The organism is Enterobacter sp. CRENT-193 (assembly GCF_002787395.1).
Classification (GTDB): domain Bacteria; phylum Pseudomonadota; class Gammaproteobacteria; order Enterobacterales; family Enterobacteriaceae; genus Enterobacter; species Enterobacter hormaechei_C.
This window is the reverse complement of sequence record NZ_CP024812.1, coordinates 366502-390807: the sequence shown is the minus strand read 5'-3', so window position 1 is coordinate 390807 and position 24306 is coordinate 366502. Positions and strand designations below refer to the sequence as shown.

The following is a 24306-nucleotide window of genomic DNA, read 5'->3' as shown; positions in this document are numbered from 1 at the left end:
CGCGGAGCTAAACGTTTGCTTTTTCTGTGACGCCCTTTCGTCGCAAACGCAACACAAGGATTTGACGTTTAGCTGGCAGTGGCGTCTCCACCTCGCTTACGGACTTCCTAAAAAACTCTCAGGGGATGTTTTCTATGTCTACGCCATCTGCGCGTACCGGCGGTTCACTTGACGCCATGTTTAAAATTTCTGCTCGCGGCAGCACCGTGCGCCAGGAAGTTGTTGCCGGTCTGACCACGTTTCTGGCGATGGTGTACTCCGTCATCGTGGTGCCGGGCATGCTCGGCAAAGCGGGCTTCCCGCCAGCGGCGGTCTTCGTTGCCACCTGCCTGGTTGCGGGTGTGGGTTCGATTGTGATGGGCCTGTGGGCGAACCTGCCTCTGGCGATCGGGTGCGCCATCTCCCTGACCGCATTTACCGCCTTCAGCCTGGTGCTGGGCCAGCAGATCAGCGTCCCGGTAGCGCTCGGCGCCGTGTTCCTGATGGGCGTGCTGTTCACCGTAATTTCAGCAACCGGCATTCGTAGCTGGATTTTGCGCAACCTGCCGCAGGGCGTGGCGCACGGCACCGGCATCGGTATTGGTCTGTTCCTGCTGCTGATCGCTGCCAACGGCGTCGGCCTGGTCATCAAGAACCCGCTGGACGGCCTGCCGGTTGCGCTGGGTAACTTCGCGAGCTTCCCGGTGATCATGTCGCTGGTGGGTCTGGCGGTGATCATTGGCCTGGAAAAACTGAAAGTGCCGGGCGGCATTCTGCTGACCATTATCGGCGTGTCCATCGTCGGCCTGATCTTCGACCCGACCGTTCATTTCTCCGGGATTTTCGCCATGCCGTCGCTGAGCGATGACAAAGGCAACTCCCTGATTGGCAGCCTGGATATTATGGGCGCGCTGAACCCGGTGATCCTGCCAAGCGTGCTGGCGCTGGTAATGACCGCGGTATTTGACGCCACCGGCACCATCCGCGCGGTGGCCGGTCAGGCGAACCTGCTGGATAAAGACGGACAGATTATTGACGGCGGCAAAGCGCTGACCACCGACTCCCTGAGCAGCGTTTTCTCTGGTCTGGTGGGTGCGGCACCTGCGGCGGTGTACATCGAGTCCGCAGCGGGTACGGCGGCGGGCGGTAAAACCGGCCTGACGGCCATCACCGTTGGCGTACTGTTTCTGCTGATCCTGTTCCTCTCTCCGCTCTCTTATCTGGTGCCAGCTTACGCGACCGCACCTGCGCTGATGTACGTTGGCCTGCTGATGCTGAGCAACGTGGCGAAAATCGACTTCGCGGATTTTGTTGATGCCATGTCCGGCCTGATCACTGCGGTATTCATCGTGCTGACCTGTAACATCGTGACCGGCATTATGATCGGCTTCGCCTCGCTGGTGATTGGGCGTCTGGTCTCCGGTGAGTGGCGCAAGCTGAACATTGGGACCGTGGTCATCGCCGTTGCGCTGGTGGCGTTCTACGCGGGCGGCTGGGCCATCTGAATTGACTTTTTATGCGAAAACGGGTGGCTAAGGCCGCCCGTTTTTATTTTCAGGACTCATCCTGTTGCCTTTTACGTTACTCTGGAGAGGATAGAATAAGAGGCACGACGCCTCAGGTTTGGCTTATAAGAAACACAGCAAACAGGGAACGCATGGAAATTTTCTTCACAATACTCATCATGACCCTTGTGGTCTCATTATCCGGGGTGGTTACACGCGTACTGCCCTTCCAGGTCCCCCTGCCCTTAATGCAAATAGCTATCGGCGCGCTGCTGGCGTGGCCGACGTTCGGTCTGCACGTGGAGTTCGATCCGGAACTGTTTCTCGTGCTGTTTATCCCGCCGCTGCTGTTTGCCGATGGCTGGAAAACGCCGACGCGCGAATTTCTGGAGCACGGGCGAGAGATCTTCGGCCTGGCGCTGGCGCTGGTGGTCGTCACCGTGGTCGGGATTGGTTTCCTGATCTACTGGGCCGTACCAGGGATCCCGCTCATCCCCGCCTTTGCGCTGGCTGCCGTGCTGTCGCCTACCGACGCCGTGGCGCTGTCCGGCATTGTGGGTGAAGGGCGCATTCCAAAGAAAATCATGGGCATTTTGCAGGGCGAGGCGCTGATGAACGACGCCTCTGGCCTGGTCGCCCTGAAGTTTGCCGTGGCGGTTGCCATGGGCACGATGGTCTTTACCGTAGGCGGCGCGACCCTGGAATTCTTCAAGGTGGCGATTGGCGGTATCCTCGCGGGCTTCGTAGTGAGCTGGCTGTACGGACGCTCGCTGCGCTTCCTTAGCCGCTGGGGTGGTGATGAACCGGCGACGCAGATCGTCCTGCTGTTCCTGCTGCCGTTCGCCTCTTACCTGATTGCCGAACATATCGGCGTGTCGGGCATTCTGGCGGCGGTAGCTGCGGGGATGACCATCACCCGCTCCGGCGTGATGCGCCGCGCACCGCTGGCGATGCGCCTGCGTGCAAACAGTACCTGGGCGATGCTCGAGTTTGTCTTTAACGGCATGGTGTTCCTGCTGTTGGGCCTGCAACTGCCGGGCATTATGGAATCCTCGCTGATTGCGGCCGAAGCGGATCCAAACGTTGAAGTCTGGATGCTATTTACCGATATCGTGCTCATCTACCTTGCGCTGATGCTGGTACGTTTCGGCTGGCTGTGGACGATGAAGAAATTCAGCGTTCGCTTCCTGACCAAAAAGCCGATGGAGTTTGGCTCGTGGACCACGCGCGAGCTGCTGATTGCCTCTTTCGCGGGCGTTCGCGGGGCGATCACCCTTGCTGGTGTGCTCTCCATTCCTCTGCTTCTGCCGACGGGCGACGTCTTCCCGGCGCGCTACGAGCTGGTGTTCCTGGCGGCGGGCGTGATCCTCTTCTCGCTGTTCGTCGGCGTGATTATGCTGCCGATTCTGCTGCAACATATTGACGCGGGTGACTCCTCGCAACAGCACAAAGAAGAGCGGATTGCCCGTGCGGCGACGGCGGAAGTGGCGATTGTCGCCATCGAGAAAATGGAGGAGCGTCTGGCCGCCGATGCCGAAGAGAACATTGATAACCAGCTGCTGAAGGAAGTCAGTTCACGCGTGATTGGTAATTTGCGTCGCCGTGCTGACGGACGTAACGACGTGGAAAGTTCGTTGCAGGAAGAGAACCTCGAACGCCGTTTCCGCCTGGCGGCGCTGCGCTCCGAGCGTGCCGAGCTGTATCACCTGCGCGCGACGCGGCAGATCAGCAACGAGACGTTGCAAAAGCTGCTGCACGATCTGGACCTGCTGGAAGCGTTGTTGATAGAGAATTAGTAGCGCGCTTTGCCCCCTCACCCTAGCCCTCGCCCTATGGGGAGAGGGGTTGGGGTGAGGGGTCAGGGCACCCAAAACCCCTCACAGCATTGCAACCACGCCTGCGCGCTGTGCGACAGATAGACCCCTTCACGCCAGATCATCCCCAGCTGCCAGTGCAGGTCGCTCTCCAGCGGGATCCAGCGCAGCGTGTTTTTATCCAGCCGCTCGCAGATCGGCTGCGGCAGAATGGCAATCCCCACGCCCGCCTGTACCATCGCCGCCAGAAAATCCCACTGGCCGCTGCGCACCGCAATGCGCGGCTTTACGTTGTGCTGGTTAAACAGCGCCATCAGCTGGCGGCTTAAGGCAAAATCTTCGTTGTAAATCAGCAGCGGGTGTTCGCCGAGCAGCTCGGGTTTTACTGAGTCTATCTTCAGCCAGTCGCCGGAGCGCGGCACCAGCACGCACAGCGGGTGGCTGAACAGCGGCAGCGTCGCCAGGCCGCTTTCCTCCTCTACGGGAAGGGCCGTCATGGCCACGTCCAGTTCACCGTTCATCACCGCCTGCTGCACGGTCAGGCCGCCAAATTCAGAAATTTTTAGCTCAACGCCGGGGTAGCGCTGGCGAAACAAGCTTATCGGCCCGGCCATCATCATGCCGACCATCGGCGGAATACCGAGCCGCAGCAGCCCTTTTGTCAGGTGGTTGATGTCCCCAAGCTCGGCCTCCAGCTGGCGGAACTCTGCCAGAATGGCCAGCCCGCGCTCGAACACTACGCGACCGGTATCGGTCAGCAGTAGCTTGCGCCCGTCGCGGATCAGCAGCGTACAGTTCAGCTCATCTTCGAGGTTTTTCAGCATCTTGCTGATGGTCGGCTGGGTTACGAATAACTTCTCCGCTGCGCGAGTAAAACTTTGCTGGCGAACCACCTCGACAAAATAGCGCAGCGTTCTTATGTCCATGATTATTCCTCGAAACTATACCTTCGATGATTTTAATTCATTTCAGTCGATACCGTACGCTCACTATACTGGCGCCTCGTCTCATTTCTGAGGAAAACCCCCATGGCCGTGGCGTTAAGCCGTGTTACGCCTGCCGTTGTGCAACGACTTCAGGTACCGGTTCAGGTACTGCTCTACGCGGGACTGTTTGTTTTCGCGGAATATCTTGTCGACTGGCTGCATCTGCCTTTACCCGCCAACCTGGTGGGGATGGTGCTGATGCTGACGCTGATCCTCTGTCGCGCGTTGCCCCTTAACTGGGTGCGCGCCGGGGCGCGCTGGCTGCTGGCGGAGATGCTATTGTTCTTTGTGCCGGCCGTGGTGGCGGTGGTGAATTATGCACAACTGCTGATGGTCGACGGCTGGCGCATCTTTGCGGTTATCGCCCTGAGCACGCTGATGGTGCTGGGCGCCACCGCCTGGGTGGTGGATAAGGTGTATCGCTTTGAAATCAGCAGGCAGAAGCATGACTAACTTTCAGATAAGCCTGCTGTGCCTGATTGCGACAGTCGTCATCTACTTTGCCAACAAGCGCCTGTATCGCCGCTTTCGCGCGCTGCCGCTGATGCCGCTGGTCTTTACGCCGATCCTGCTGGTGCTGATGCTGGTCTTCGGCCATATCTCCTGGCAGAACTACATCGGCGAATCCCACTGGCTGCTGTGGCTGCTCGGCCCGGCGACCATTGCCTTCGCCGTACCCGTTTATGACAACCTCGCTATTATCAGACGCCACTGGATGTCGCTCAGCGCGGGCGTCGTCACCGCGACGGTGGTGGCGGTGTGCAGCTCGGTCTGGCTGGCGCGGCTGTTTACCCTGTCGGATGAAATCCAGCGCAGCCTGGCGGTGCGTTCGGTGACCACGCCGTTTGCGCTGGCAGCCGCCAAACCGCTCGGTGGCCAGCCGGATCTGGTGGCGCTGTTTGTGGTGGTGACGGGCGTCTTTGGGATGGCGGTGGGCGATATGCTGTTTCTGCGGCTTTCTATTCGGGAAGGAATGGCCAAAGGCGCGGGATTTGGCGCGGCGTCGCACGGCGCGGGTACGGCACGTTCCTATGAGCTGGGACAGCAGGAGGGCGTTGTCGCGAGCCTGGTGATGATGCTTTCGGGCGTCACGATGGTGCTGATCGCTCCGTTGGTGGCGTGGGTGATGTTTTAAGCTCCCCGGCCAGAGCGACCGGGGAGAAAAGGCTTAGTGCGCGCGGCCCTGCTCAACGCCCAGGCCAGTTTGCGAGCGGATAAACTGGGCGCGGAATTTTTCACGCTCCAGGTTACCTTCCGGCGAATTGTCGGTAGCCGAGAAGACCCAGATACCGATAAACGCCACGGCAATGGAGAACAGCGCCGGGTATTCATACGGGAAGATAGCGCTTTCGTGACCGAGGATCTGCACCCAAATCGTTGGGCCCAGAATCATCAGGATCACCGCCGTCAGCAGCCCCAGCCAGCCGCCAATCATCGCCCCACGGGTGGTCAGTTTTGACCAGTACATGGAGAGCAGAATGATCGGGAAGTTACAGCTTGCCGCAATCGAGAAGGCCAGCCCGACCATAAAGGCGATGTTCTGCTTCTCGAACAAAATCCCCAGCAGGATGGCGACGACGCCCAGCACCAGCACGGTGATTTTGGAGACTTTTAGCTCATCGCGCTCGCTCGCGCCTTTACGGAAAACGTTGGCGTAGAGGTCATGCGAGACCGCAGACGCGCCGGCCAGCGTCAGCCCTGCAACCACCGCGAGGATGGTGGCGAAGGCCACGGCAGAGATAAAGCCGAGGAACAGGTTGCCGCCCACCGCGTCGGCCAGATGCACCGCCGCCATGTTGTTACCGCCGATAAGCGCGCCCGCCGCGTCTTTAAACGCCGGGTTCGCCCCCACAAGCATGATCGCGCCAAAGCCGATGATAAAGGTCAGAATGTAGAAGTAGCCCATAAACCCGGTGGCGTAGAACACGCTCTTACGCGCTTCACGCGCATCTGACACCGTGAAGAAGCGCATCAGGATATGCGGCAGACCTGCGGTACCGAACATCAGGCCGAGACCGAGCGAGAGCGCGGATATCGGATCTTTCACCAGCCCACCCGGGCTCATGATCGCTTCCCCTTTCGGATGCACTGACATGGCTTCGGTAAACAGATTATTGAAGCTGAACCCAACGTGCTTCATCACCATAAAGGCCATAAAGCTGGCGCCGAACAGCAGCAGTACCGCCTTGATGATCTGTACCCAGGTGGTGGCCAGCATGCCGCCGAACAGGACATACATCACCATCAGCACGCCCACCAGCACCACCGCGATGTGGTAGTTCAGGCCGAACAGCAGCTCGATCAGCTTACCCGCGCCCACCATCTGCGCAATCAGGTACAGCGCCACCACCACCAGCGAACCGCAGGCGGAGAGGGTACGAATCGGCCCCTGCTTCAGGCGATAGGAGGCGACGTCAGCAAAGGTATAGCGTCCCAGGTTACGCAGGCGCTCGGCAATCAGGAACAGAATGATCGGCCAGCCGACGAGGAAGCCGAGGGAGTAGATCAGGCCGTCATACCCTGAGGTATACACCAGCGCGGAGATCCCAAGGAACGAGGCGGCAGACATAAAGTCTCCCGCAATCGCCAGACCGTTCTGGAAGCCGGTAATATTGCCGCCCGCGGTGTAGTAATCGTTACGGGAGCGCACGCGCTTTGACGCCCAGTAGGTGATGTACAGCGTCAGCACGACGAAAATCAGGAACATAACAATCGCCTGCCAGTTGGTAGGCTGGCGCTGGACCTCGCCGGTAAGGGCATCTGCCGCGTGGGCGGCAAAGGGAAGTGTGGCGGCAAGCGCCGTCAGGACTCGCTTCATGATGCTTTTACCTCTTGCAGTACCGCTTTATTGAGACGATCGAATTCGCCGTTCGCGCGCCAGACGTACACACCCGTGAGCACAAACGAAATGATGATAACGCCAATCCCAATCGGAATACCGCGCGTGACGCTGGTACCCTCATGCAGCGGGGTGCCCAGCCAGTGCGGCGCAAAGGCGATCAGCAGAATAAAGCCGACGTAGATAATCAGCATGATGATGGAAAGGATGAAGGCAAACCGTTGCCGTTTTTCGACGAGCTCCCTGTAGTGCGCACTATTCTCTATCTGCTGACAAATATCGTTATTCATCACAGAAGTCTCCAGAGGTAAGGTTGGTTTGTTTTATCCCCTCTCCCCTATGGGGAGAGGGTTAGGGTGAGGGGAGAGGGAGAAAAAAATTATGAAGGCATTGCGATGGCCTGCTTCTCTTCGAGCAGTTTGTCCACCACGCCAGGATCCGCAAGCGTTGAGGTATCACCGAGGTTGCTGGTGTCGCCTGCCGCGATTTTGCGCAGGATACGGCGCATAATCTTGCCGGAACGGGTTTTCGGCAGCGAGTCGGTCCAGTGCAGCACGTCCGGCGTGGCAAGCGGGCCGATCTCTTTACGCACCCAGTTGCGCACCTCGGTATACAGCTCTGGCGACGGCTCTTCGCCGTGGTTCAGGGTGACGTAGGCGTAGATCGCCTGGCCTTTGATGTTGTGCGGAATGCCGACAACCGCCGCTTCGGCAATCTTCGGATGCGACACCAGCGCAGACTCAATCTCCGCCGTGCCCAGACGGTGGCCAGAGACGTTCAGCACGTCGTCCACGCGTCCGGTGATCCAGTAATAACCGTCTTCATCCCGGCGCGCGCCGTCGCCGCTGAAGTACATGTTTTTGAAGGTCGAGAAGTAGGTCTGCTCGAACCGCTCGTGGTCGCCGAACAGGGTACGCGCCTGGCCAGGCCAGGAATCGACGATCACCAGATTGCCCTCGGTGGCGCCTTCCTGCGGATTGCCTTCGTTATCCACTAGTGCAGGCTGTACCCCGAAGAACGGACGGGTGGCCGAACCGGCTTTCAGCTGCGTGGCGCCCGGCATCGGGGTGATCATAAAGCCGCCGGTTTCGGTCTGCCACCAGGTGTCCATCACCGGGCACTTCTCGTTGCCGATCTTCTTCCAGTACCACTCCCAGGCTTCCGGGTTGATCGGCTCGCCCACGGAGCCGAGGATGCGCAGGGAAGAGCGGTCCGTGCCTTCGATGGCTTTATCGCCTTCCGCCATTAATGCGCGGATCGCCGTTGGCGCGGTGTAGAGAATGTTGACCTGATGCTTATCAACCACCTGGCACATACGCGCCGGCGTTGGCCAGTTCGGTACGCCTTCAAACATCAGCGTCGTTGCGCCGCAGGCCAGCGGGCCGTACAGCAGGTAGCTGTGGCCGGTGACCCAGCCCACGTCGGCGGTACACCAGTAGATGTCGCCCGGATGGTAGTCGAAAACGTATTTAAAGGTGGTGGCCGCGTAAACCAGATAGCCGCCGGTAGTATGCAGCACGCCTTTCGGCTTGCCGGTGGAGCCGGAGGTATAAAGAATAAACAGCGGATCTTCCGCGTTCATCTCTTCCGGCTGATGCTGGTCGCTCGCTTTTTCAATCAGATCGCTCCACCACAGGTCACGCCCCTCGTGCCAGTCGATTTTGCCGCCCGTGCGTTTGAAGACAATGACGTTACTGATGGATTTCACGTTCGGGTTTTTCAGCGCTTCATCAACGTTTTTCTTCAGCGGAATACCGCGCCCGGCGCGCACGCCCTCGTCAGCGGTGATCACCAGCTTCGAATTCGAGTCGACAATACGCCCGGCAACCGCCTCCGGCGAGAAGCCGCCGAAGATAACGGAGTGGATCGCGCCGATGCGCGCGCAGGCCAGCATAGCCACCGCCGCTTCCGGCACCATTGGCATATAGATCGCCACTACATCGCCTTTTTTAATGCCCTGGGCCAGCAGCACGTTGGCAAAGCGGCACACGTCGCGATGCAGTTCTTTATACGAGATGTGTTTACTCTGAGAGGCATCGTCGCCTTCCCAGATGATGGCCGTTTCGTTGCCGCGTTCGGCAAGATGGCGGTCCAGGCAGTTCGCCGCCAGGTTCAGCGTGCCGTCTTCATACCATTTAATGGAGACGTTGCCCGGCGCGAAAGAGGTGTTCTTTACCTTCTGATAAGGTTTGATCCAGTCGAGGATGTGACCCTGCTCACCCCAGAACGCGTCAGGGCTGGAAACGGACTGCTGGTATTTCTCCTGGTACTGCTCCGGACTTATCAGGCAACGGTCCGCAATGTTTGCGGGAATGTCGTGTTTGTGTATTTGGCTCATGGCTTTTTTTCTCCTTGTAAGATGTTAATAATATGTCGCAAAAACGTTAATAGTAGGGGCTTTACAAGCTTTGTTTAGTATTTGGGCGACAGATCACGCAATGTCTGAAGAGTATGAAAATTGAGCGAATGAAACTTTGAAGGGAAATAATTCATCTGAAGAATTATTCACTTTTTTGAAGTGAAAATATTTTGTATAACAAACGGTTATTTATGCGAATTGCTATAAATTACCGACAATGACACTTTTTGCAGTGAAATGCCTTGTTCTTTAAGGCTTGCGCAGCATGCCGTGCAAATGATACTCATACGGCGCGTTAAAAAATCCCATAAACCAACGCAACACAATTCATACCCTTTCAGTATGTCTCCATATTCATGCAGTTTTGATGGTGCGGAGATTTCATTGAGGAAGTCAGTTTCTATGAAAAATTTGAAAGTCAGCCTGGCCTGGCAGATCCTGCTGGCCCTTGTGCTGGGCATCTTGCTGGGCAGTTACCTCCATTATCATAGCGACAGCCGCGAGTGGCTGATTGCGAACCTTCTCTCCCCTGCGGGCGATATCTTTATTCATCTGATCAAGATGATTGTTGTGCCGATTGTGATCTCGACGCTGGTGGTCGGTATCGCGGGTGTTGGTGATGCGAAACAGTTAGGCCGCATCGGCGTTAAAACCATTCTCTATTTCGAAGTGATCACCACGGTTGCCATCGTTCTTGGCATCACCCTGGCGAACGTGTTCCAGCCTGGTGCCGGGATCGATATGTCGCAGCTGGCGACGGTGGATATTTCGAAATACCAAAGCACAACCGCCGATGTGCAGAGCCATTCGCATGGGTTGATGGGGACTATTCTCTCGCTGGTACCGACCAACATTATCGCGTCCATGGCGAAGGGCGAGATGCTGCCGATCATCTTCTTCTCGGTACTCTTTGGCCTGGGGCTTTCTTCCCTGCCCGCGACGCACCGTGAACCGCTGGTGACCGTGTTCCGCTCTATCTCCGAAACCATGTTCAAAGTCACCCACATGGTGATGCGTTATGCGCCGGTCGGGGTGTTCGCGCTGATTGCGGTGACCGTAGCGAACTTCGGCTTTGCCTCCCTGTGGCCGCTGGCGAAGCTGGTGATTCTGGTGCACTTCGCGATTCTGTTCTTCGCGCTGGTGGTGCTGGGCATTGTGGCGCGCCTGTGCGGGCTCAGCATCTGGATCCTGATCCGCATCCTGAAGGATGAGCTGATTCTGGCGTACTCCACGGCAAGCTCCGAGAGCGTACTGCCGCGTATCATTGAGAAGATGGAGGCCTACGGTGCGCCGGCGTCCATTACCAGCTTCGTTGTACCGACCGGTTACTCCTTCAATCTGGATGGTTCAACGCTGTATCAGAGTATTGCAGCGATCTTTATCGCGCAGCTGTACGGCATTGACCTGTCGCTGTGGCAGGAAATCGTGCTGGTTCTGACGCTGATGGTGACTTCAAAAGGGATCGCAGGCGTGCCGGGCGTCTCCTTCGTGGTGCTGCTGGCGACGCTGGGCAGCGTCGGTATTCCGCTGGAAGGCCTGGCGTTTATTGCCGGTGTGGACCGTATCCTCGACATGGCGCGTACCGCGCTGAACGTGGTGGGTAATGCGCTGGCGGTGCTGGTAATCGCTAAGTGGGAACACAAGTTCGACCGTAAAAAAGCGCTGGCGTATGAACGCGAGGTACTGGGTCGTTTTGATAAAACGGCTGACCAGTGATGTAAAAAGCCGGGTGGCGGCTTCGTCTTACCGGGCCTACATAAGCCGTAGGCCCGGTAAGCGCAGCGCCACCGGGCAACAATTTACTCCCCGCTCAATGCATCAAACTCTTCACACCCGGTATCAAACCCTTCGGTACAGCTCAGGTTTAACCAGTAAAGCGCTTTCTGCTTATTCGGTGTGATAAAGCCTTTCTCACCCTGCCTGAACAGCATTCCTGCCCAGTACTCCGCATAGCCCGTCCGGGACAGAGCCGAACTCCGTTTGAACCACGATGCGGCCTGCACGTCATCCTGAGGAACTTCAACGCCGTTGGCATAGATCAGCCCCAGCAGCTGTTGCGCGTCTACCGCCGAGTCGCTATCGATGTCTTCGGTCGCCGATTGCAGCAGTGCGATGGCCTGCGGGTAGTCGGTTTTGCCCGCCTGCGTGTTCACCAGCACACGCGCCAGCATGATCGCGCCGCGTTTGCTGCCCGCAATGTTTGCCTGTTGGGCCAGGGCTTTAGCCTGCGCATAGTCACCCTGCGAAAAGTGGATTTGCGACAGCAGCGCCATGGCGTCGACATCACCGCCTTTTGCCGCTTTTTCCGCCCACAGCGCCGCCTGCGCGCTGTCGCCGGAACTGAACCAGGTATCGGCGAGATAATACTGCGCGCGCGCATCGCCCGCTTCAGCCTGCTTTTTATACTGGCTGCCTATCTCATCGGCATGGGCAAACGCGGTTAAAAATAACAACATCAGAAAAAGGATTTTCATGGATTCTTATCATCTGGGTACACGCCGCGCAGTATAATCGCGGCGACAGAAGAAAAAAACGGGTGCGTTAAGACCTCAGCATCCCACAAGCCGGGCGGAACACGCGTTCCGCCCGAAGAGGTTAGCCTGCGTTACAGGCTAATTTCGCCGCCACCTCCTGATGTTCACTCTTTATTGAAAACTCGCAGAGCCTGCCGCGAGTAATAAAGGTAAAGATCACTATCGTCAGGCAAACAATAAAGACGATGCCTAACGCAGTTTTTAATGGCGTCATGCCTTTTACTCCTTGTCAAAAAAAGAATAAGAGGCTACTCTCAACTTGTTGGAGTTGAGGGAGTAGCCTCGGGTAAATGAAAATTTCCCGGGGCTTTCTACTTTCTGTCCCTCAACAATGCTCAAGACAGAAAGTCTTAAGCACCCGCCGCACATCTTATCCCTCTGAATTAAAATGCAAAGATGTAATTCTATTCTGCGTAAATTACATTATTTCTGCGAGCCGCTTTCCAGAATAATAATTTCTATTTCTTATGAATTAATCGGAAATAAAAAGGGAGTGAATATATCACTCCCTTTATTCAACGATAAATTAACGGCTTCAACCCATTGCGCTTTCGCGCAGTCGGGCTTTTAGCTTGTTATATTCGTCGATCACATACTGTTCCGCAGCGTGTTGATCCGCAATGGACTCCACGTTTACGGCGCAGTATTTATACTCCGGCGTTTTGGTTATCGGGCTTAAGTTCTCGGTCACCAGCTCGTTGCAGGCGCCAATCCACCACTGGTAGGTCATATAGACTGCCCCTTTGTTCGGACGGTCGCTGACCTGCGCGCGGGTAATGATGCGGCCTTTACGCGAATTCACCCACACCAGCGCTTCATCTTCAATACCGAGCCGTTCGGCATCGGCGGTGTTGATCTGCGCGTAACCCGGTTCATCCGCCAGCGCCGCCAGCGCGGCGCAGTTGCCGGTCATGGAACGGCAGGAGTAGTGGCCCACTTCACGCACGGTGGAGAGCACCATCGGATACTCGTCGGTGAGCTTATCGATCGGCGCGACCCAGTCGCAGGTGAAGAACTGCGCCAGCCCGTTCGGGGTGTCGAACTTCTCTTTAAAGAGGTATGACGTCCCCTGATCGGATTCTGACTCATCCCGGCACGGCCACTGGATGTAGCCCAGCTCACCCATTTTTTCATAGGTTGCCCCATAAAAGTCCGGGCACAGATGCCGCAACTCGTCCCAGATCTCCTGGGTGTTGTTGTAGTGCATCGGGTAGCCCATGCGGGTGGCGATTTCGCTGATGATCTGCCAGTCCGTTTTCAGATCCCATTTCGGCTCGACGGCCTTGAAGAAGCGCTGGAAGCCGCGGTCTGCCGCCGTATAGACACCTTCATGCTCGCCCCAGGAGGTCGACGGCAAAATCACATCCGCCGCTGCCGCGGTTTTGGTCATAAAGATATCCTGAACAATCACCAGCTCCAGATCCTCAAAGCCTTTGCGCACTGCGGACAGTTCGGCGTCGGTCTGGAGCGGATCTTCACCCATGATGTAGGCCGCACGCACTTCACCGTGCGCCGCGCGGTGCGGCAGCTCGCTGATGCGATACCCGGTGTGTGCCGGCAGGCTCTCCACGCCCCAGGCCTTCGCAAACTTCTCGCGGTTTTCCGGGAATTTGACGTACTGGTAGCCCGGATAGGTGTCCGGCAGCGCGCCCATATCACACGCACCCTGCACGTTATTCTGACCACGCACCGGGTTCACGCCCACATGCGCTTTACCCAGATTGCCGGTCAGCATGGCGAGGCTGGTGAGCGAGCGCACGGTTTCCACGCCCTGGTAGAACTGGGTCACGCCCATGCCCCAGAGAATGGCGGCGGTTTTTGCCACGGCATACATTCTGGCCGCCTGACGAATCTCCTGCGCGCTGACGCCGGTTATCGCTTCGACGGATTCAGGCGTATAGCCCTCGACTATTTTCTTATACTCTTCAAAGCCTTCTGTACGGGTCGCGACAAACGCCTGGTCGTACAGGTTCTCCTCAATAATGACGTGCCCCATTGCGTTCAACAGCGCGATGTTTGAACCGTTTTTCAATGCAATGTGCATATCCGCAATGCGCGCGGTTTCAATTTTGCGCGGATCGCAGACGATGATTTTCGCCCCGTTCTGTTTAGCGCGAATAACGTGGTTCGCGACGATAGGGTGAGAATCCGCCGGGTTATAACCAAAGATGAAGACGAGATCGGTATTATCTATCTCGTTGATGGCATTACTCATTGCGCCGTTACCGACCGACTGGTGCAGACCTGCAACCGATGGGCCGTGTCAGACGCGAGCGCAGCAGTCGACGTTATTGGTACCAATAACGGCGCGCGCGAATTTTTGCATCACATAGTTGGTTTCATTCCCGGTTCCGCGTGAGGAGCCGGTGGTCTGAATCGCATCCGGGCCATACTTGGCCTTGATGGCGCTGAGGCGCGTGGCGACGTAATCCAGCGCTTCATTCCAGGAGACGGCTTCCAGCTTGCCGCCGCGCTCGCGGCGGATCATAGGGGTTTTCAGGCGCGGGGTGAGGATTTGGGTATCGTTAATAAAATCCCAGCCGTAATATCCTTTCAGGCACAGCGTGCCCTGATTGGTTTTACCCTGCGCCGCTTCCGCCCGGACGATTTTGCCGTTATTGACCACCAGGTGGATCTTGCAACCTGAGGCACAATAAGGGCAAACCGTGACGACTTTTTTCATCACTTTGCTCCAGTTAAACAGTTCTTACCTGCCCAATATGCAGCTTCTATGCCATGTTTTTATTATGGGTATTTCCTGACTTTACGACCCTTTGCGTGGCAAAACCCTGACGAAAAACAGCCAATCGTCAAAATTGACGTGTCGAAAGGGCAGGGGATGTGACATGGATTGAATTTCCGTCACGTAAAAAACAATTCGGCTGGAGCCGGCGGCAGAATGGTTCAGACTTAACATAATTCCCTGACGGAAGCATGCGATGAAACCGGCGATTCTGGTGGTTGACGATGATGTCGCAGTCTGCGAACTGCTACAGGATGTGCTCAGCGAGCACGTCTTTACCGTACTGACGTGTCACTCTGGGCAGGACGCGGTGAACCGTGTCCAGCAGGACTCCGGCATTGCGCTGGTTCTGCTGGACATGATGCTGCCGGATATCAACGGATTACAGGTTTTACTGCAACTGCAAAAGCAGCGACCATCGCTACCGGTGGTAATGCTGACGGGGCTGGGAAGTGAATCAGATGTGGTCGTCGGGCTGGAAATGGGCGCTGATGATTACATCGGAAAACCGTTCAATCCGCGCGTGGTGGTCGCCCGCGTTAAGGCGGTGCTGCGTCGTACCGGCGCGCTGGACGCGGAGCCTGCCGCGCCGCGCGTTGAAGGTATTGCCTTTAACGGCTGGACGCTGGACACCACCCGCTGCGAGCTGAGCGATCCGCAGCGTAATACCGTGCCGTTAACCCAGGGCGAATATGGCCTGCTGCTGGCATTAACGCAAAACGCCCGCCGGGTACTGAGTCGTGAACAGCTGCTGAAGCTGACCCACAGCGAAAGCGCCGAGGTCTTTGACCGCACTATCGACGTGTTGATCATGCGGCTACGGCGAAAAATTGAGGTCAATCCGCACCAGCCTCTGCTGATCAAAACCATTCGCGGTCTGGGCTATGTTTTTGCCACGGACGTTTCCCATCATGAGAAAGCCGCCTGACCGTTCTCCTGAATAAACGCCTGAAGCTCGGCCAGCGTTTTCGCGCCGTCAATCGCATTAGCCGCCAGCAGGCTGGCCCGCGCGCAGGCGTGCGCCAGATAAATACTCTCCGTCAGCGGCAGGGATTCATGGCAGCCGTATAAAAAGCCCGCGCAAAACGCGTCGCCCGCGCCGACGCTGCCGATAATCTCGTCCTGCGTCAGCTTCCACGACGGAACCCATTGCCCTTTTTCACCCGGCGCTTCACCCCATGCCCCTTCCGGACAGTGGATCACCACCCGCTGTCGCACGCCTGCCGCCAGCAGTTGTGTGGCAGCGTCGGCGATATGGGCCATGTTCAGCGCATCATGGCCGTCACGGATCTCAAGCCCGCTAAACTCACCGGCTTCCAGCTCGTTAATCACCAGATAATCAAGATGGCGCAGGGCAGGGAGCACCAGCGGCTGATAGCGCGGATCGCCCTTGCGGGACACCAGATCGAGCGAGGTTTCATACCCCTGATCGCGCATCTGTGCCAGTAACCGCGCGCTGCGGGTGCCAAATTCCTCGTCCGGCATGTCCAGGCTGTCGAGCAGCAGCAGGTAGCCGAGATGGAAGATCTTCAGCGATCCGTCTAAACGATCGAAGGCGGGAAGATCCAGCAGGCGGTTGGCGCCCGGCGAGTGGAAAAAAGTGCGCTGTCCGCTGGGGTCGGTCATCACCTGCGACATCGACGTTGGGGCGAACGTTGTACGCTGCACGCGCTGGCGATTGACGTGATACTGGTCGAGCATCGCCAGAATATAGTCTCCGTCGCTGTCTTCCCCAATCAGCCCCACCGCCTGTAACGGCAGGCCGACGTGCATTTTCGCCAGCGTCAGCAGAACGTTGAGCGGCGCACCGCCGGTTGAGCGCTCACTGTGGGTGATTTCCGCCAGCCAGCCGCGCTCCGGCCACTGTACGATCTGGTGGACGTGATCCACCAGCATGTTGCCTGCGGCGATAATCCCTTTGCGTTCCATTATGCCTGCCCCGCGCTGCCGAAGATGCGCATCTGTTCCGCAACCGTATCGGTAATGGCCTCTTCAATGCCCAGCAGCAGCTCTGCAAATTCATCGTACAGCGGCTGGCGGTTTGCCATGCGCTGCTCAACGGCGGCGAGCGCGGCCTGCGACATGCCGGTATAAAAGTTGATTTTATGAATGCCCAGCTCGATGGCGCGGCGGAAATCAGTATCGCTTATGCCAGAGCCGCCGTGTAAAACCAGCGGCAGGCCCGTCTGCTGTCGAATGGCGTCCAGACGCGGGAAATCAAGCTTCGGCTCGCCCTTGTATTTGCCGTGCGCGTTGCCAATGGCGACCGCCAGCGCGTCGATACCGGTTAAATCGACAAACTCGCGCGCCAGCTGCGGATCGGTGAAGAAGGCTTCATCCGCATGCCCGTAAAGCGCACCCCCTTCATCACCCCCGACCGCGCCCAGCTCCGCCTCTACCGAGACGCCCACCGCATGGCACATCTTCACCACTTCCCGCGTCTGGCGGATATTTTCCTCATAGCTCAGCGTCGAGCCGTCGAACATCACCGAGCTGAACCCTAAGCGCAGGGCGCGCACGACGGCCTCAAAATGCAGCCCGTGGTCGAGGTTAAGCACCACGGGAATATCGTGACGGGCGGCTTCGAACTTCACTGCTTCGACAAGCGACTCCAGAGACACGTACTTAAAATGCACTTCGGCGATGTTGATGATGAACGGCGAGCGTTCCTGTTTCGCGGCGGCAAACAGCGCGCGCAGGAAGTGGGAGTCGAGCACGTTGAACGCGCCCAGGGCGTAGCGGTGTTCCCTGGCGTGGGCCAGACCATCGGCAAGAGAAATCAATGGCATCATTCACTCCTTATATCCGAAACAGGTTGTACTCGTTGCACAGCACCAGCACCGCCGGTTCGTCTTCTTCAATGGTGTTGTAGCGGTCAGTGGGCTGTAAAAAGTGGTTGTCGTGTTCATCGTCATTGACCGACGACACTTCGCCCACCAGCACGTCGCCAAAGCCGCGTTCACCCCAGAAACTGTGGTACAGGCCGGGCGTCAGGCAGATGCTCTCCCCTGGTGTGAGGCGCAGCTGGCTGCCGGGCGTGTGCGTCTGCCGACAGCCGTCGACGGTAACGGTCACGTCGGTGTTTTCGGTCTCTTCATGCGCGCCCGCATTCCATAACTCAATAATCAGATTCCCGCCGCCGCGGTTAATGATGTCCTCCCGCTTGCGCCAGTGAAAATGCATCGGCGTCACCTGGCCGTCGCGGACGTGCATGATTTTTTCGGCATAGCACTTTTCATAGGGCACGCCGTTGGGGGAGCCGTTGCGCAGGGTGAACAGCGTTAACCCCTGTGCAGCGAAGTTGTTGCCACCAAATGCCGTCACGTCCCAGCCGAGCCTGAGGTCAAACACCTCCTGCCATGCGGCCTGGTCAAGCTGCTGCCATTTTGTCGGCGGAAAGCTGGCAAAAGGCGGGAGATGCACGTCGTGCATGGAGAAGAACTGCCGCGTATGGCCGAGGATTTCATTGATGTCGGAGCGTTTCATGGGGACTCCTTGAAAACAGTTCCCTCTCCCGGTGGGAGAGGGAAAAGGATCATTTAACCGTCCACCCCTTATACGTGCCGACGTTCTTTTTATCGATCATCGTCACCGGGATCAGCACAGGCTCTTTCGGCGCAGGTTTGCCCTGAAGAATGTCATAGCCGATCTCCACCGCCTTCGCCGCCATCACCTGCGGATCCTGCGCTGGCGTCGCCACAAACAGGGAGTTTTCGCGCTTCAGGGCTTCTTCACCGTCCGGGCTGCCATCCACACCAACGATAAAGAACTCGTTGCGCTGCGCCTGCTTCGCGGCCAGATCGGCGCCGATCGCGGTAGGATCGTTAATCGCGAATACGCCGTCTATCTTCGGATTAGCCGCCAGCAGGGAGGTCATGACCTCCAGCCCGCCTTCACGGCTGCCTTTGGCGTTCTGGTTATCCGAGAGCACTTTGATATCCGGGTGGCGCCTGAACTCGGTCTGGCAGCCCTCCACGCGGTTTTGTACCGCAGAAACCGGCGGCCCGTTGATGATCACCACGTTGCCTTTACCTTTCAGGCGGTCGGTAATGTACTTACAGGCCATCTCACCCGCCTGGGTGTTATCGGAGGTGATGGTCGCATCGGCTCCTTCCGCCGCCACGTCAACCGCCACGACCACGATCCCCGCCTCTTTGGCGCGTTTTACCGCCGGGCCGATCCCTTTGGAATCCGCGGCGTTGAGGATGATCATGTCCACTTTCGCCGCAATGAAGTTATCAATCTGCGACACCTGCTGGCCCAGATCGTACCCGCTGGAGACCAGCGTCACCTTGACGTTGTCCCCCGCCAGCTTGCGCGCTTCCAGCTCGGCACCTTTGGTGATCTGCACGAAGAACGGGTTAGCCAGGTCGCCCACCGTCACGCCGATGGATTTCAGATCTTTTGCCTGCGCAAACGGGGTTGCGGCCAGCAGCGCGCCAGCACAGAGCGCGGTCACTAAGGGCTTCAATCTCATGCTGTATTCCTCACGTAGGGTATTGTTGTTATGCACTTTGATGGTGTCGGGTACGGTATTTGTCGATCAGCACCGCAATGATGATCACCGCCCCTTTGATCACCAGCTGCCAGAAGTAGGAGACGCCCATCAGCGTCATGCCGTTGTTGAGGGTGGCGATGATCAAGGCACCGACCAGCGTGCCGGTGATCGTGCCGATCCCGCCGACGAAGCTGGTGCCGCCGAGGATCACCGCCGCAATTGCATCCAGCTCATACCCCGTGCCGAGGTTGCCATTGGCGCTGTAGAGACGTGAAGCGCTCATGACGCCGCCGAGACCGGAGAGCAGGCCGCTCATGCCGTAGACAAACAGCAGCACCAGCCAGACCTTAATGCCCGTTAAGCGCGCCGCCTGCATATTGCCGCCGACCGCATAGATGTGAACGCCGAGGGTTGTGCGACGCAGAATAAACCAGCACACCACAATCACCGCCAGGGCGATCACAACCAGCCAGGGGATCGGGCCGAGGTAGTTATTGCCGATCCACTCGAAGTTGATGTTGGAGTTAATGACCGTCGTGCCGTCCGCCAGCAGGTAGGCCGCGCCGCGCAGCGCCGTGTAGGTGCCGAGCGTGACGATAAATGGCGGAAGTCCGGCGAAGGCCACCAGCGCGCCGTTGAACAGCCCCAGTACCATACCGAGCATTAGCGCCGCCGGAATGGAGAGCATCGCAAATTCAGGGATAAGCGAGACCACCATCGCCGCCACCGCCGTGGTGCCCAGAATCGAGCCCACGGAGAGGTCAATCCCGCCGGTCAGGATGATGAAGGTCATCCCGGCCGCCAGAACAATGTTGATCGACGCCTGCCGGGTAATATTGAGCAGGTTACTTTCTGTGAAAAAGTTCGGAGCGATAAAGCCAAATACAGCCACAATCAGGATTAAAATCGGCAAAATGCCGATCGTTTGCATCAGATCGCTCATCAGCATTTTTTTGGCAGAGGCGGATTTCGCCACCTGCTGCGGATGGGTTGGAGTTGTCATAATTACACCGCCTGATGATGTGTGTCGTTCACGCCGGTTGCCAGCGTCATGATGTTTTCCTGAGAGATGTCGCGCCCGTGCAGTTCACCCGCAATGCTGCCTTCCCGCATCACGTACACCCGGTCGCTCATTCCTACTACTTCCGGCAGCTCGCTGGAGATCATCAGGATCGCCACCCCTTTGCGCGCCATCTGGTTCATGATGCGGTAGATCTCGCTTTTTGCCCCGACGTCCACGCCGCGCGTGGGTTCGTCCAGAATCAGAATGCGCGGGCCTATCGCCACCCAGCGGGAGATCAGCAGTTTTTGCTGGTTGCCGCCGGAGAGCCCGCCTGCGCGCACCTGAGAATGCGGCACGCGGATATTGAGCAGGGCGATGGCGTCATCGGAAATCGACTGCGCTTTTTTGCGGTTCAGCCAGCCGAAGGTGGCGTCGCGCTCCAGCGTCGCCATGGTGATGTTCTCCTGCGCCGCCAGCTCCAGAAATAGCCCCTGCTCCTTGCGGTTCTCGGTGAGAAAACCGATGCCGTTCTCAATGGCCGCGCGCGGGGAGTGGATCACCACCGGTTCGCCGTCCACCTCAATCATGCCGCCGGTGGCTTTGCGCACGCCGAAGATCAGCTGCGCCAGCTCAGAACGCCCGGCGCCGACCAGCCCTGCCAGCCCGACGATTTCACCGGAGCGAACCTGCAAACTGCACGGCTGCACTTTTTTGCCATCCGTGAGGTGATGCACGTTCAGACGCGGGCTGCCGAGCGGAATATCGCGCTCTTTGTTGAACAGGTCGCTTAACGGACGACCCACCATCATGCGCACCAGCTCGGAGGCGTTGAGCTTGTCGCGCGTCAGGCTGCCGACGTATTGCCCGTCGCGTAGCACGCTGACGCGGTCAGAGAGTTCATACACTTCCGCCATGCGGTGGCTGATGTAGATAATCGCCATCCCTTCATCGCGCAGGCGCAAAATCAGTTCGAACAGACGGTGGGTTTCGCGTGAGGAGAGGGCGGCGGTAGGTTCGTCCATCACCAGAATGCGGCTGTTGCGGTGCAGCGCGCGGGCGATCTCCACCTGCTGTTGCTCGGCGATGGTCAGTTTCATGACCAGGTCGGTGGCGCTGAACTGCGCGCCCAGACGGTCAATGACCGCCTGGGCCTGGGCAGCCATCTCTTTGCGCTGGACCAGCCCGCCGCGCGACAGCTCGCTACCGAGAAAAATGTTTTCCGCCACGGTCAGGTTAGGAGCAAGCTGCATCTCCTGATAAATCAGGGTAATGCCTGCGGCCAGCGCATCCTTCGGCCCTTTGATGTGAAACGGCTGACCGTCGATGAGGATGTCGCCGCTGCTGGCGGTATAGGCGCCTGCGAGGATCTTCATCAGCGTGCTCTTTCCGGCGCCGTTTTCCCCCATCAGCGCGTGGATCTCACCGGGGAAAACCGTCAAATCCACGCCCTTGAGCGCGTGGAAATTGCCAAAGGTTTTGGCAATGTGGCGCATCTCTAAAACCGGGGTTCTGCTCATGGCGGATCTCCTGTGAATGTCGATATCTGCACTTCATCACAGGCGCGTAAATGCAAAATGTCAGAAGCTGTTCATATTTGTCATAGTTATGAATAGCTAATCGCCATCACATTTTCCTTTTCCCTCTCCCTGTGGGAAGAGGGCCAGGGTGAGGGCACCAAACCGCAGAGGAGCCCAAACCCATGCCATCACGCCCCCCGTTCTTCACCAGCGCCCGCGGTCGCCTGCTGATATTTAACCTGCTGGTGGTGGCGGTAACGCTGATGGTCAGCGGCGTGGCGGTGCTCGGCTTTCGTCATGCCAGCCAGATCCAGGAGCAGGTGCAGCAGCAAACGCTGGATGACATGACCGGCAGCATGAACCTCGCGCGCGACACGGCCAATGTGGCAACGGCGGCGGTGCGGCTGTCGCAGGTGGTCGGTGCGCTGGAGTACAAAGGCGAAGCTGAGCGGCTTAAACAGACGCAAATGGCGCTGCGCCACTCGCTGGAGCAGCTTGCCGATGCGCCGCTGGCGCAGCAGGAGCCGGCGCTGGTGACGCGTATTATTCGCAGGAGCAATGAGTTACAGCAGAGCGTGACGGGAATGCTGGAGCGCGGGCAAAAACGGCATCTGGAGCGTAACGCGCTGCTCAGCGCGCTGTATCAAAGCCAAAGCTACCTGCGTCATTTGCAGGATATCAACCGTCGTTACGCGAGCAATGTGCCAGACGCCCGGCAGCTTGCAGAGATGGACAGGCTGATCGTTGCCGCCATTGATACCCCTTCACCGCGCGCCACGGTGCAGCAGCTGGATGCAGTAACCGCGATGTTACCCGCGAGCGCCCTGCAACCGGTGGTCAACCTGGTGCTCCCGGATTTTAATGATGAGCTGCGCAAGCTCGCGCCACTGTCGAAGCAGCTGGAAGAGAGCGATCTGTCCATCAGCTGGTACATGTTCCACATCAAGGCGCTGGTAGCGATATTAAACCGCGACATCAATCAGTACGTTGAACAGGTGGCGCAGGCCTCCCGGCTGCGTACCGCCCAAAGTCACCAGGAGCTGCGCTCCATCAGCGTGTTTATCAGCGTTTTCGCGGTGCTGGCGCTGATCATCACCGGCTGCGCCTGCTGGTATATTTATCGCAATCTGGGCTCCAACCTGACGGCTATCTCAAGGGCAATGTCGCGTCTCGCTCACGGAGAGCAGAATGTGTCGGTGCCCGCACTACAGCGGCGTGATGAGCTGGGGGAACTGGCGCGCGCGTTTAACGTTTTTGCACGCAATACCGCTTCGCTGGAGCACACCACGCGGCTGCTTAAGGAGAAGACCTCGCAGATGGAGGTCGACCGCATCGAACGTCAGGGGCTGGAGGAGGCGCTGCTGCACAGCCAGAAAATGAAGGCGGTCGGGCAACTGACGGGCGGTCTGGCGCATGATTTTAATAACCTGCTGGCGGTGATTATCGGCAGTCTGGAGCTGACCGATTCAGCGTCACCGGACGCGCCGCGCATCACTCGTGCGCTCAAAGCCGCGGAACGCGGGGCCATGCTCACCCAGCGTCTGCTGGCCTTCTCGCGCAAGCAATCCCTGCAACCCCATGCGGTAGAGATGAAGCCGCTGCTGGAGAACCTGAGCGAGCTGATGCGGCACTCCCTTCCCGCCACGCTGACGCTGGATATTGAAGCGCAAACCCCGGCCTGGCCCGCATGGATTGACGTCAGCCAGCTGGAAAATGCCATTATCAACCTGGTGATGAACGCCCGTGATGCAATGGAGGGGCAAAACGGTGTGATTAAAATCCGCACCTGGAACCAACGTGTGACCCGCAGCGACGGGCGCAGGCAGGATATGGTCGCGCTGGAGGTGATTGACCACGGCTGTGGGATGTCGCAGGAGGTGAAATCGCAGGTCTTTGAACCGTTCTTCACCACCAAACAGACCGGCAGCGGCAGCGGATTAGGGCTGTCGATGGTGTACGGCTTTGTGCGTCAGTCCGGGGGGCGCGTTGAGATCGAAAGCGCGCCGGGGCAGGGAACCACCGTGCGGCTCCAGCTGCCGCGCTCGACGCTGCCCGCGTTCTCCAATGATGCCGCGCTGGCGACCACGGCCCCGACAGAAAGTGAGCTGCTTGTGCTGGTCCTGGAAGATGAGGCGGGCGTGCGGCAGACCCTGTGTGAGCAACTGCACCAGCTTGGCTACCTGACGCTCGAAGCCGAAAACGGCGAGCAGGCGCTGAACATGCTGGACGCATCACCGGATATCGGCATGTTTATTAGCGACCTGATGCTGCCGGGCGGCCTGAGCGGTGCGGAGGTGATCGGCCATGTACGCAGCCACTATCCGCAGTTGCCGGTGCTGCTGATCAGCGGGCAGGATTTGCGCCCGGCGCATAACCCGCAGCTGCCGGACGTTCCGTTACTGCGTAAGCCGTTTACCCGCCAGCAGCTGGCGCAGGCACTGCGGAAGGTGATGGTAATTTGAGATTCCTCCGCTACTCCCGTTAACAGCCAGTCATTACTTTAAGGCCAGTTCACCTGCGAGTCTGGCC

At 58.2% G+C, this 24306-nt stretch carries 20 protein-coding genes; 7 read left to right on the top strand and 13 right to left on the bottom strand.

Going from position 1 to position 24306, the window contains the following annotated elements; genetic code table 11:
• The first annotated feature begins 134 nt into the window (after positions 1-134).
• Together ghxP and CU081_RS01935 are read left to right on the top strand one after the other, a co-directional pair.
• Positions 135-1484 carry a guanine/hypoxanthine transporter GhxP gene (ghxP, locus tag CU081_RS01945; protein ID WP_003860271.1) on the top strand — a complete coding sequence of 450 codons (1350 nt, stop codon included), beginning with the start codon at positions 135-137 and terminating at the stop codon, positions 1482-1484.
• Positions 1485-1636: 152 nt separating this feature from the next.
• Positions 1637-3280, top strand: a complete 1644-nt coding sequence (locus CU081_RS01935) for a Na+/H+ antiporter (RefSeq protein WP_022650230.1) — start codon at positions 1637-1639, stop codon at positions 3278-3280.
• A gap of 62 nt (positions 3281-3342) precedes the next feature.
• On the opposite strand, the gene CU081_RS01930 is transcribed toward CU081_RS01935, so the two are convergent.
• Positions 3343-4224 carry a LysR family transcriptional regulator gene (locus CU081_RS01930; RefSeq protein ID WP_003860268.1) on the bottom strand — a complete coding sequence of 294 codons (882 nt, stop codon included), beginning with the start codon at positions 4222-4224 and terminating at the stop codon, positions 3343-3345.
• 102 nt (positions 4225-4326) lie between these two features.
• Between CU081_RS01930 and CU081_RS01925 the strand changes: the two genes are divergently transcribed.
• Complete coding sequence (locus CU081_RS01925; protein ID WP_022650231.1) at positions 4327-4737, top strand: CidA/LrgA family protein; 411 nt, start codon at positions 4327-4329, stop codon at positions 4735-4737.
• Positions 4730-5419 carry an LrgB family protein gene (locus CU081_RS01920; protein ID WP_022650232.1) on the top strand — a complete coding sequence of 230 codons (690 nt, stop codon included), beginning with the start codon at positions 4730-4732 and terminating at the stop codon, positions 5417-5419. The genes CU081_RS01925 and CU081_RS01920 overlap by 8 nt, the downstream gene beginning before the upstream one ends.
• A gap of 33 nt (positions 5420-5452) precedes the next feature.
• Here CU081_RS01920 and actP read toward each other — a convergent pair whose 3' ends face one another.
• The 3 genes from actP to acs all read right to left on the bottom strand — a co-directional run bounded on the left by actP (position 5453) and on the right by acs (position 9461).
• Positions 5453-7102: a cation/acetate symporter ActP gene (actP, locus tag CU081_RS01915; RefSeq protein ID WP_022650233.1), complete on the bottom strand. Its 1650-nt coding sequence runs from the start codon at positions 7100-7102 to the stop codon at positions 5453-5455.
• Positions 7099-7413, bottom strand: coding sequence for a DUF485 domain-containing protein (locus CU081_RS01910; RefSeq protein ID WP_022650234.1), 315 nt, complete (start codon positions 7411-7413; stop codon positions 7099-7101). The genes actP and CU081_RS01910 overlap by 4 nt, the downstream gene beginning before the upstream one ends.
• 89 nt (positions 7414-7502) lie before the next feature.
• A complete protein-coding gene (acs, locus tag CU081_RS01905) occupies positions 7503-9461 on the bottom strand; it encodes an acetate--CoA ligase (protein ID WP_022650235.1) in 1959 nt (652 codons plus the stop codon).
• Positions 9462-9884: 423 nt separating this feature from the next.
• Between acs and gltP the strand changes: the two genes are divergently transcribed.
• Complete coding sequence (gene gltP, locus CU081_RS01900; RefSeq protein ID WP_003860256.1) at positions 9885-11198, top strand: glutamate/aspartate:proton symporter GltP; 1314 nt, start codon at positions 9885-9887, stop codon at positions 11196-11198.
• 83 nt (positions 11199-11281) lie between these two features.
• Here the strand turns inward: gltP and CU081_RS01895 are convergent, their stop codons facing one another.
• The 3 genes from CU081_RS01895 to fdhF all read right to left on the bottom strand — a co-directional run bounded on the left by CU081_RS01895 (position 11282) and on the right by fdhF (position 14699).
• Positions 11282-11956, bottom strand: a complete 675-nt coding sequence (locus tag CU081_RS01895; protein WP_003860254.1) for a tetratricopeptide repeat protein — start codon at positions 11954-11956, stop codon at positions 11282-11284.
• A gap of 121 nt (positions 11957-12077) precedes the next feature.
• Positions 12078-12230 (bottom strand): Hok/Gef family protein, encoded by a 153-nt coding sequence (locus CU081_RS01890; protein WP_003860252.1) that lies wholly within the window; start codon positions 12228-12230, stop codon positions 12078-12080.
• Positions 12231-12551: 321 nt separating this feature from the next.
• Complete coding sequence (gene fdhF / locus CU081_RS01885; protein ID WP_080332499.1) at positions 12552-14699, bottom strand: formate dehydrogenase subunit alpha; 2148 nt, start codon at positions 14697-14699, stop codon at positions 12552-12554.
• Between the two features lie 256 nt (positions 14700-14955).
• On the opposite strand from fdhF, the gene CU081_RS01880 reads away from it, so the two are divergent.
• A complete protein-coding gene (locus tag CU081_RS01880; RefSeq protein WP_003860246.1) occupies positions 14956-15687 on the top strand; it encodes a response regulator in 732 nt (243 codons plus the stop codon).
• Here the strand turns inward: CU081_RS01880 and CU081_RS01875 are convergent.
• The 6 genes from CU081_RS01875 to CU081_RS01850 are packed head-to-tail and all read right to left on the bottom strand — an operon-like array spanning position 15669 to position 21777.
• Positions 15669-16688, bottom strand: coding sequence for a carbohydrate kinase family protein (locus CU081_RS01875; RefSeq protein ID WP_003860244.1), 1020 nt, complete (start codon positions 16686-16688; stop codon positions 15669-15671). The genes CU081_RS01880 and CU081_RS01875 overlap by 19 nt on opposite strands.
• On the bottom strand, positions 16688-17548 hold the full coding sequence (locus CU081_RS01870; protein WP_003860242.1) for a ketose 1,6-bisphosphate aldolase: 861 nt from the start codon (positions 17546-17548) through the stop codon (positions 16688-16690). Before CU081_RS01870 ends, CU081_RS01875 begins: the two co-directional genes overlap by 1 nt.
• 10 nt (positions 17549-17558) lie before the next feature.
• The gene (locus CU081_RS01865) at positions 17559-18245 is read right to left on the bottom strand and encodes a D-lyxose/D-mannose isomerase (RefSeq protein ID WP_003860241.1); all 687 of its coding nucleotides are present in this window, start codon (positions 18243-18245) and stop codon (positions 17559-17561) included.
• Between the two features lie 49 nt (positions 18246-18294).
• Positions 18295-19236 carry an ABC transporter substrate-binding protein gene (locus tag CU081_RS01860; protein WP_003860240.1) on the bottom strand — a complete coding sequence of 314 codons (942 nt, stop codon included), beginning with the start codon at positions 19234-19236 and terminating at the stop codon, positions 18295-18297.
• A 28-nt stretch (positions 19237-19264) separates the two neighbouring features.
• Positions 19265-20260 (bottom strand): ABC transporter permease subunit, encoded by a 996-nt coding sequence (locus CU081_RS01855; RefSeq protein WP_003860239.1) that lies wholly within the window; start codon positions 20258-20260, stop codon positions 19265-19267.
• A 2-nt stretch (positions 20261-20262) separates the two neighbouring features.
• Positions 20263-21777 (bottom strand): sugar ABC transporter ATP-binding protein, encoded by a 1515-nt coding sequence (locus tag CU081_RS01850; protein ID WP_003860238.1) that lies wholly within the window; start codon positions 21775-21777, stop codon positions 20263-20265.
• A 182-nt stretch (positions 21778-21959) separates the two neighbouring features.
• On the opposite strand from CU081_RS01850, the gene CU081_RS01845 reads away from it, so the two are divergent.
• Positions 21960-24239, top strand: coding sequence for a hybrid sensor histidine kinase/response regulator (locus CU081_RS01845; RefSeq protein ID WP_003860237.1), 2280 nt, complete (start codon positions 21960-21962; stop codon positions 24237-24239).
• Positions 24240-24306: the final 67 nt, after the last annotated feature.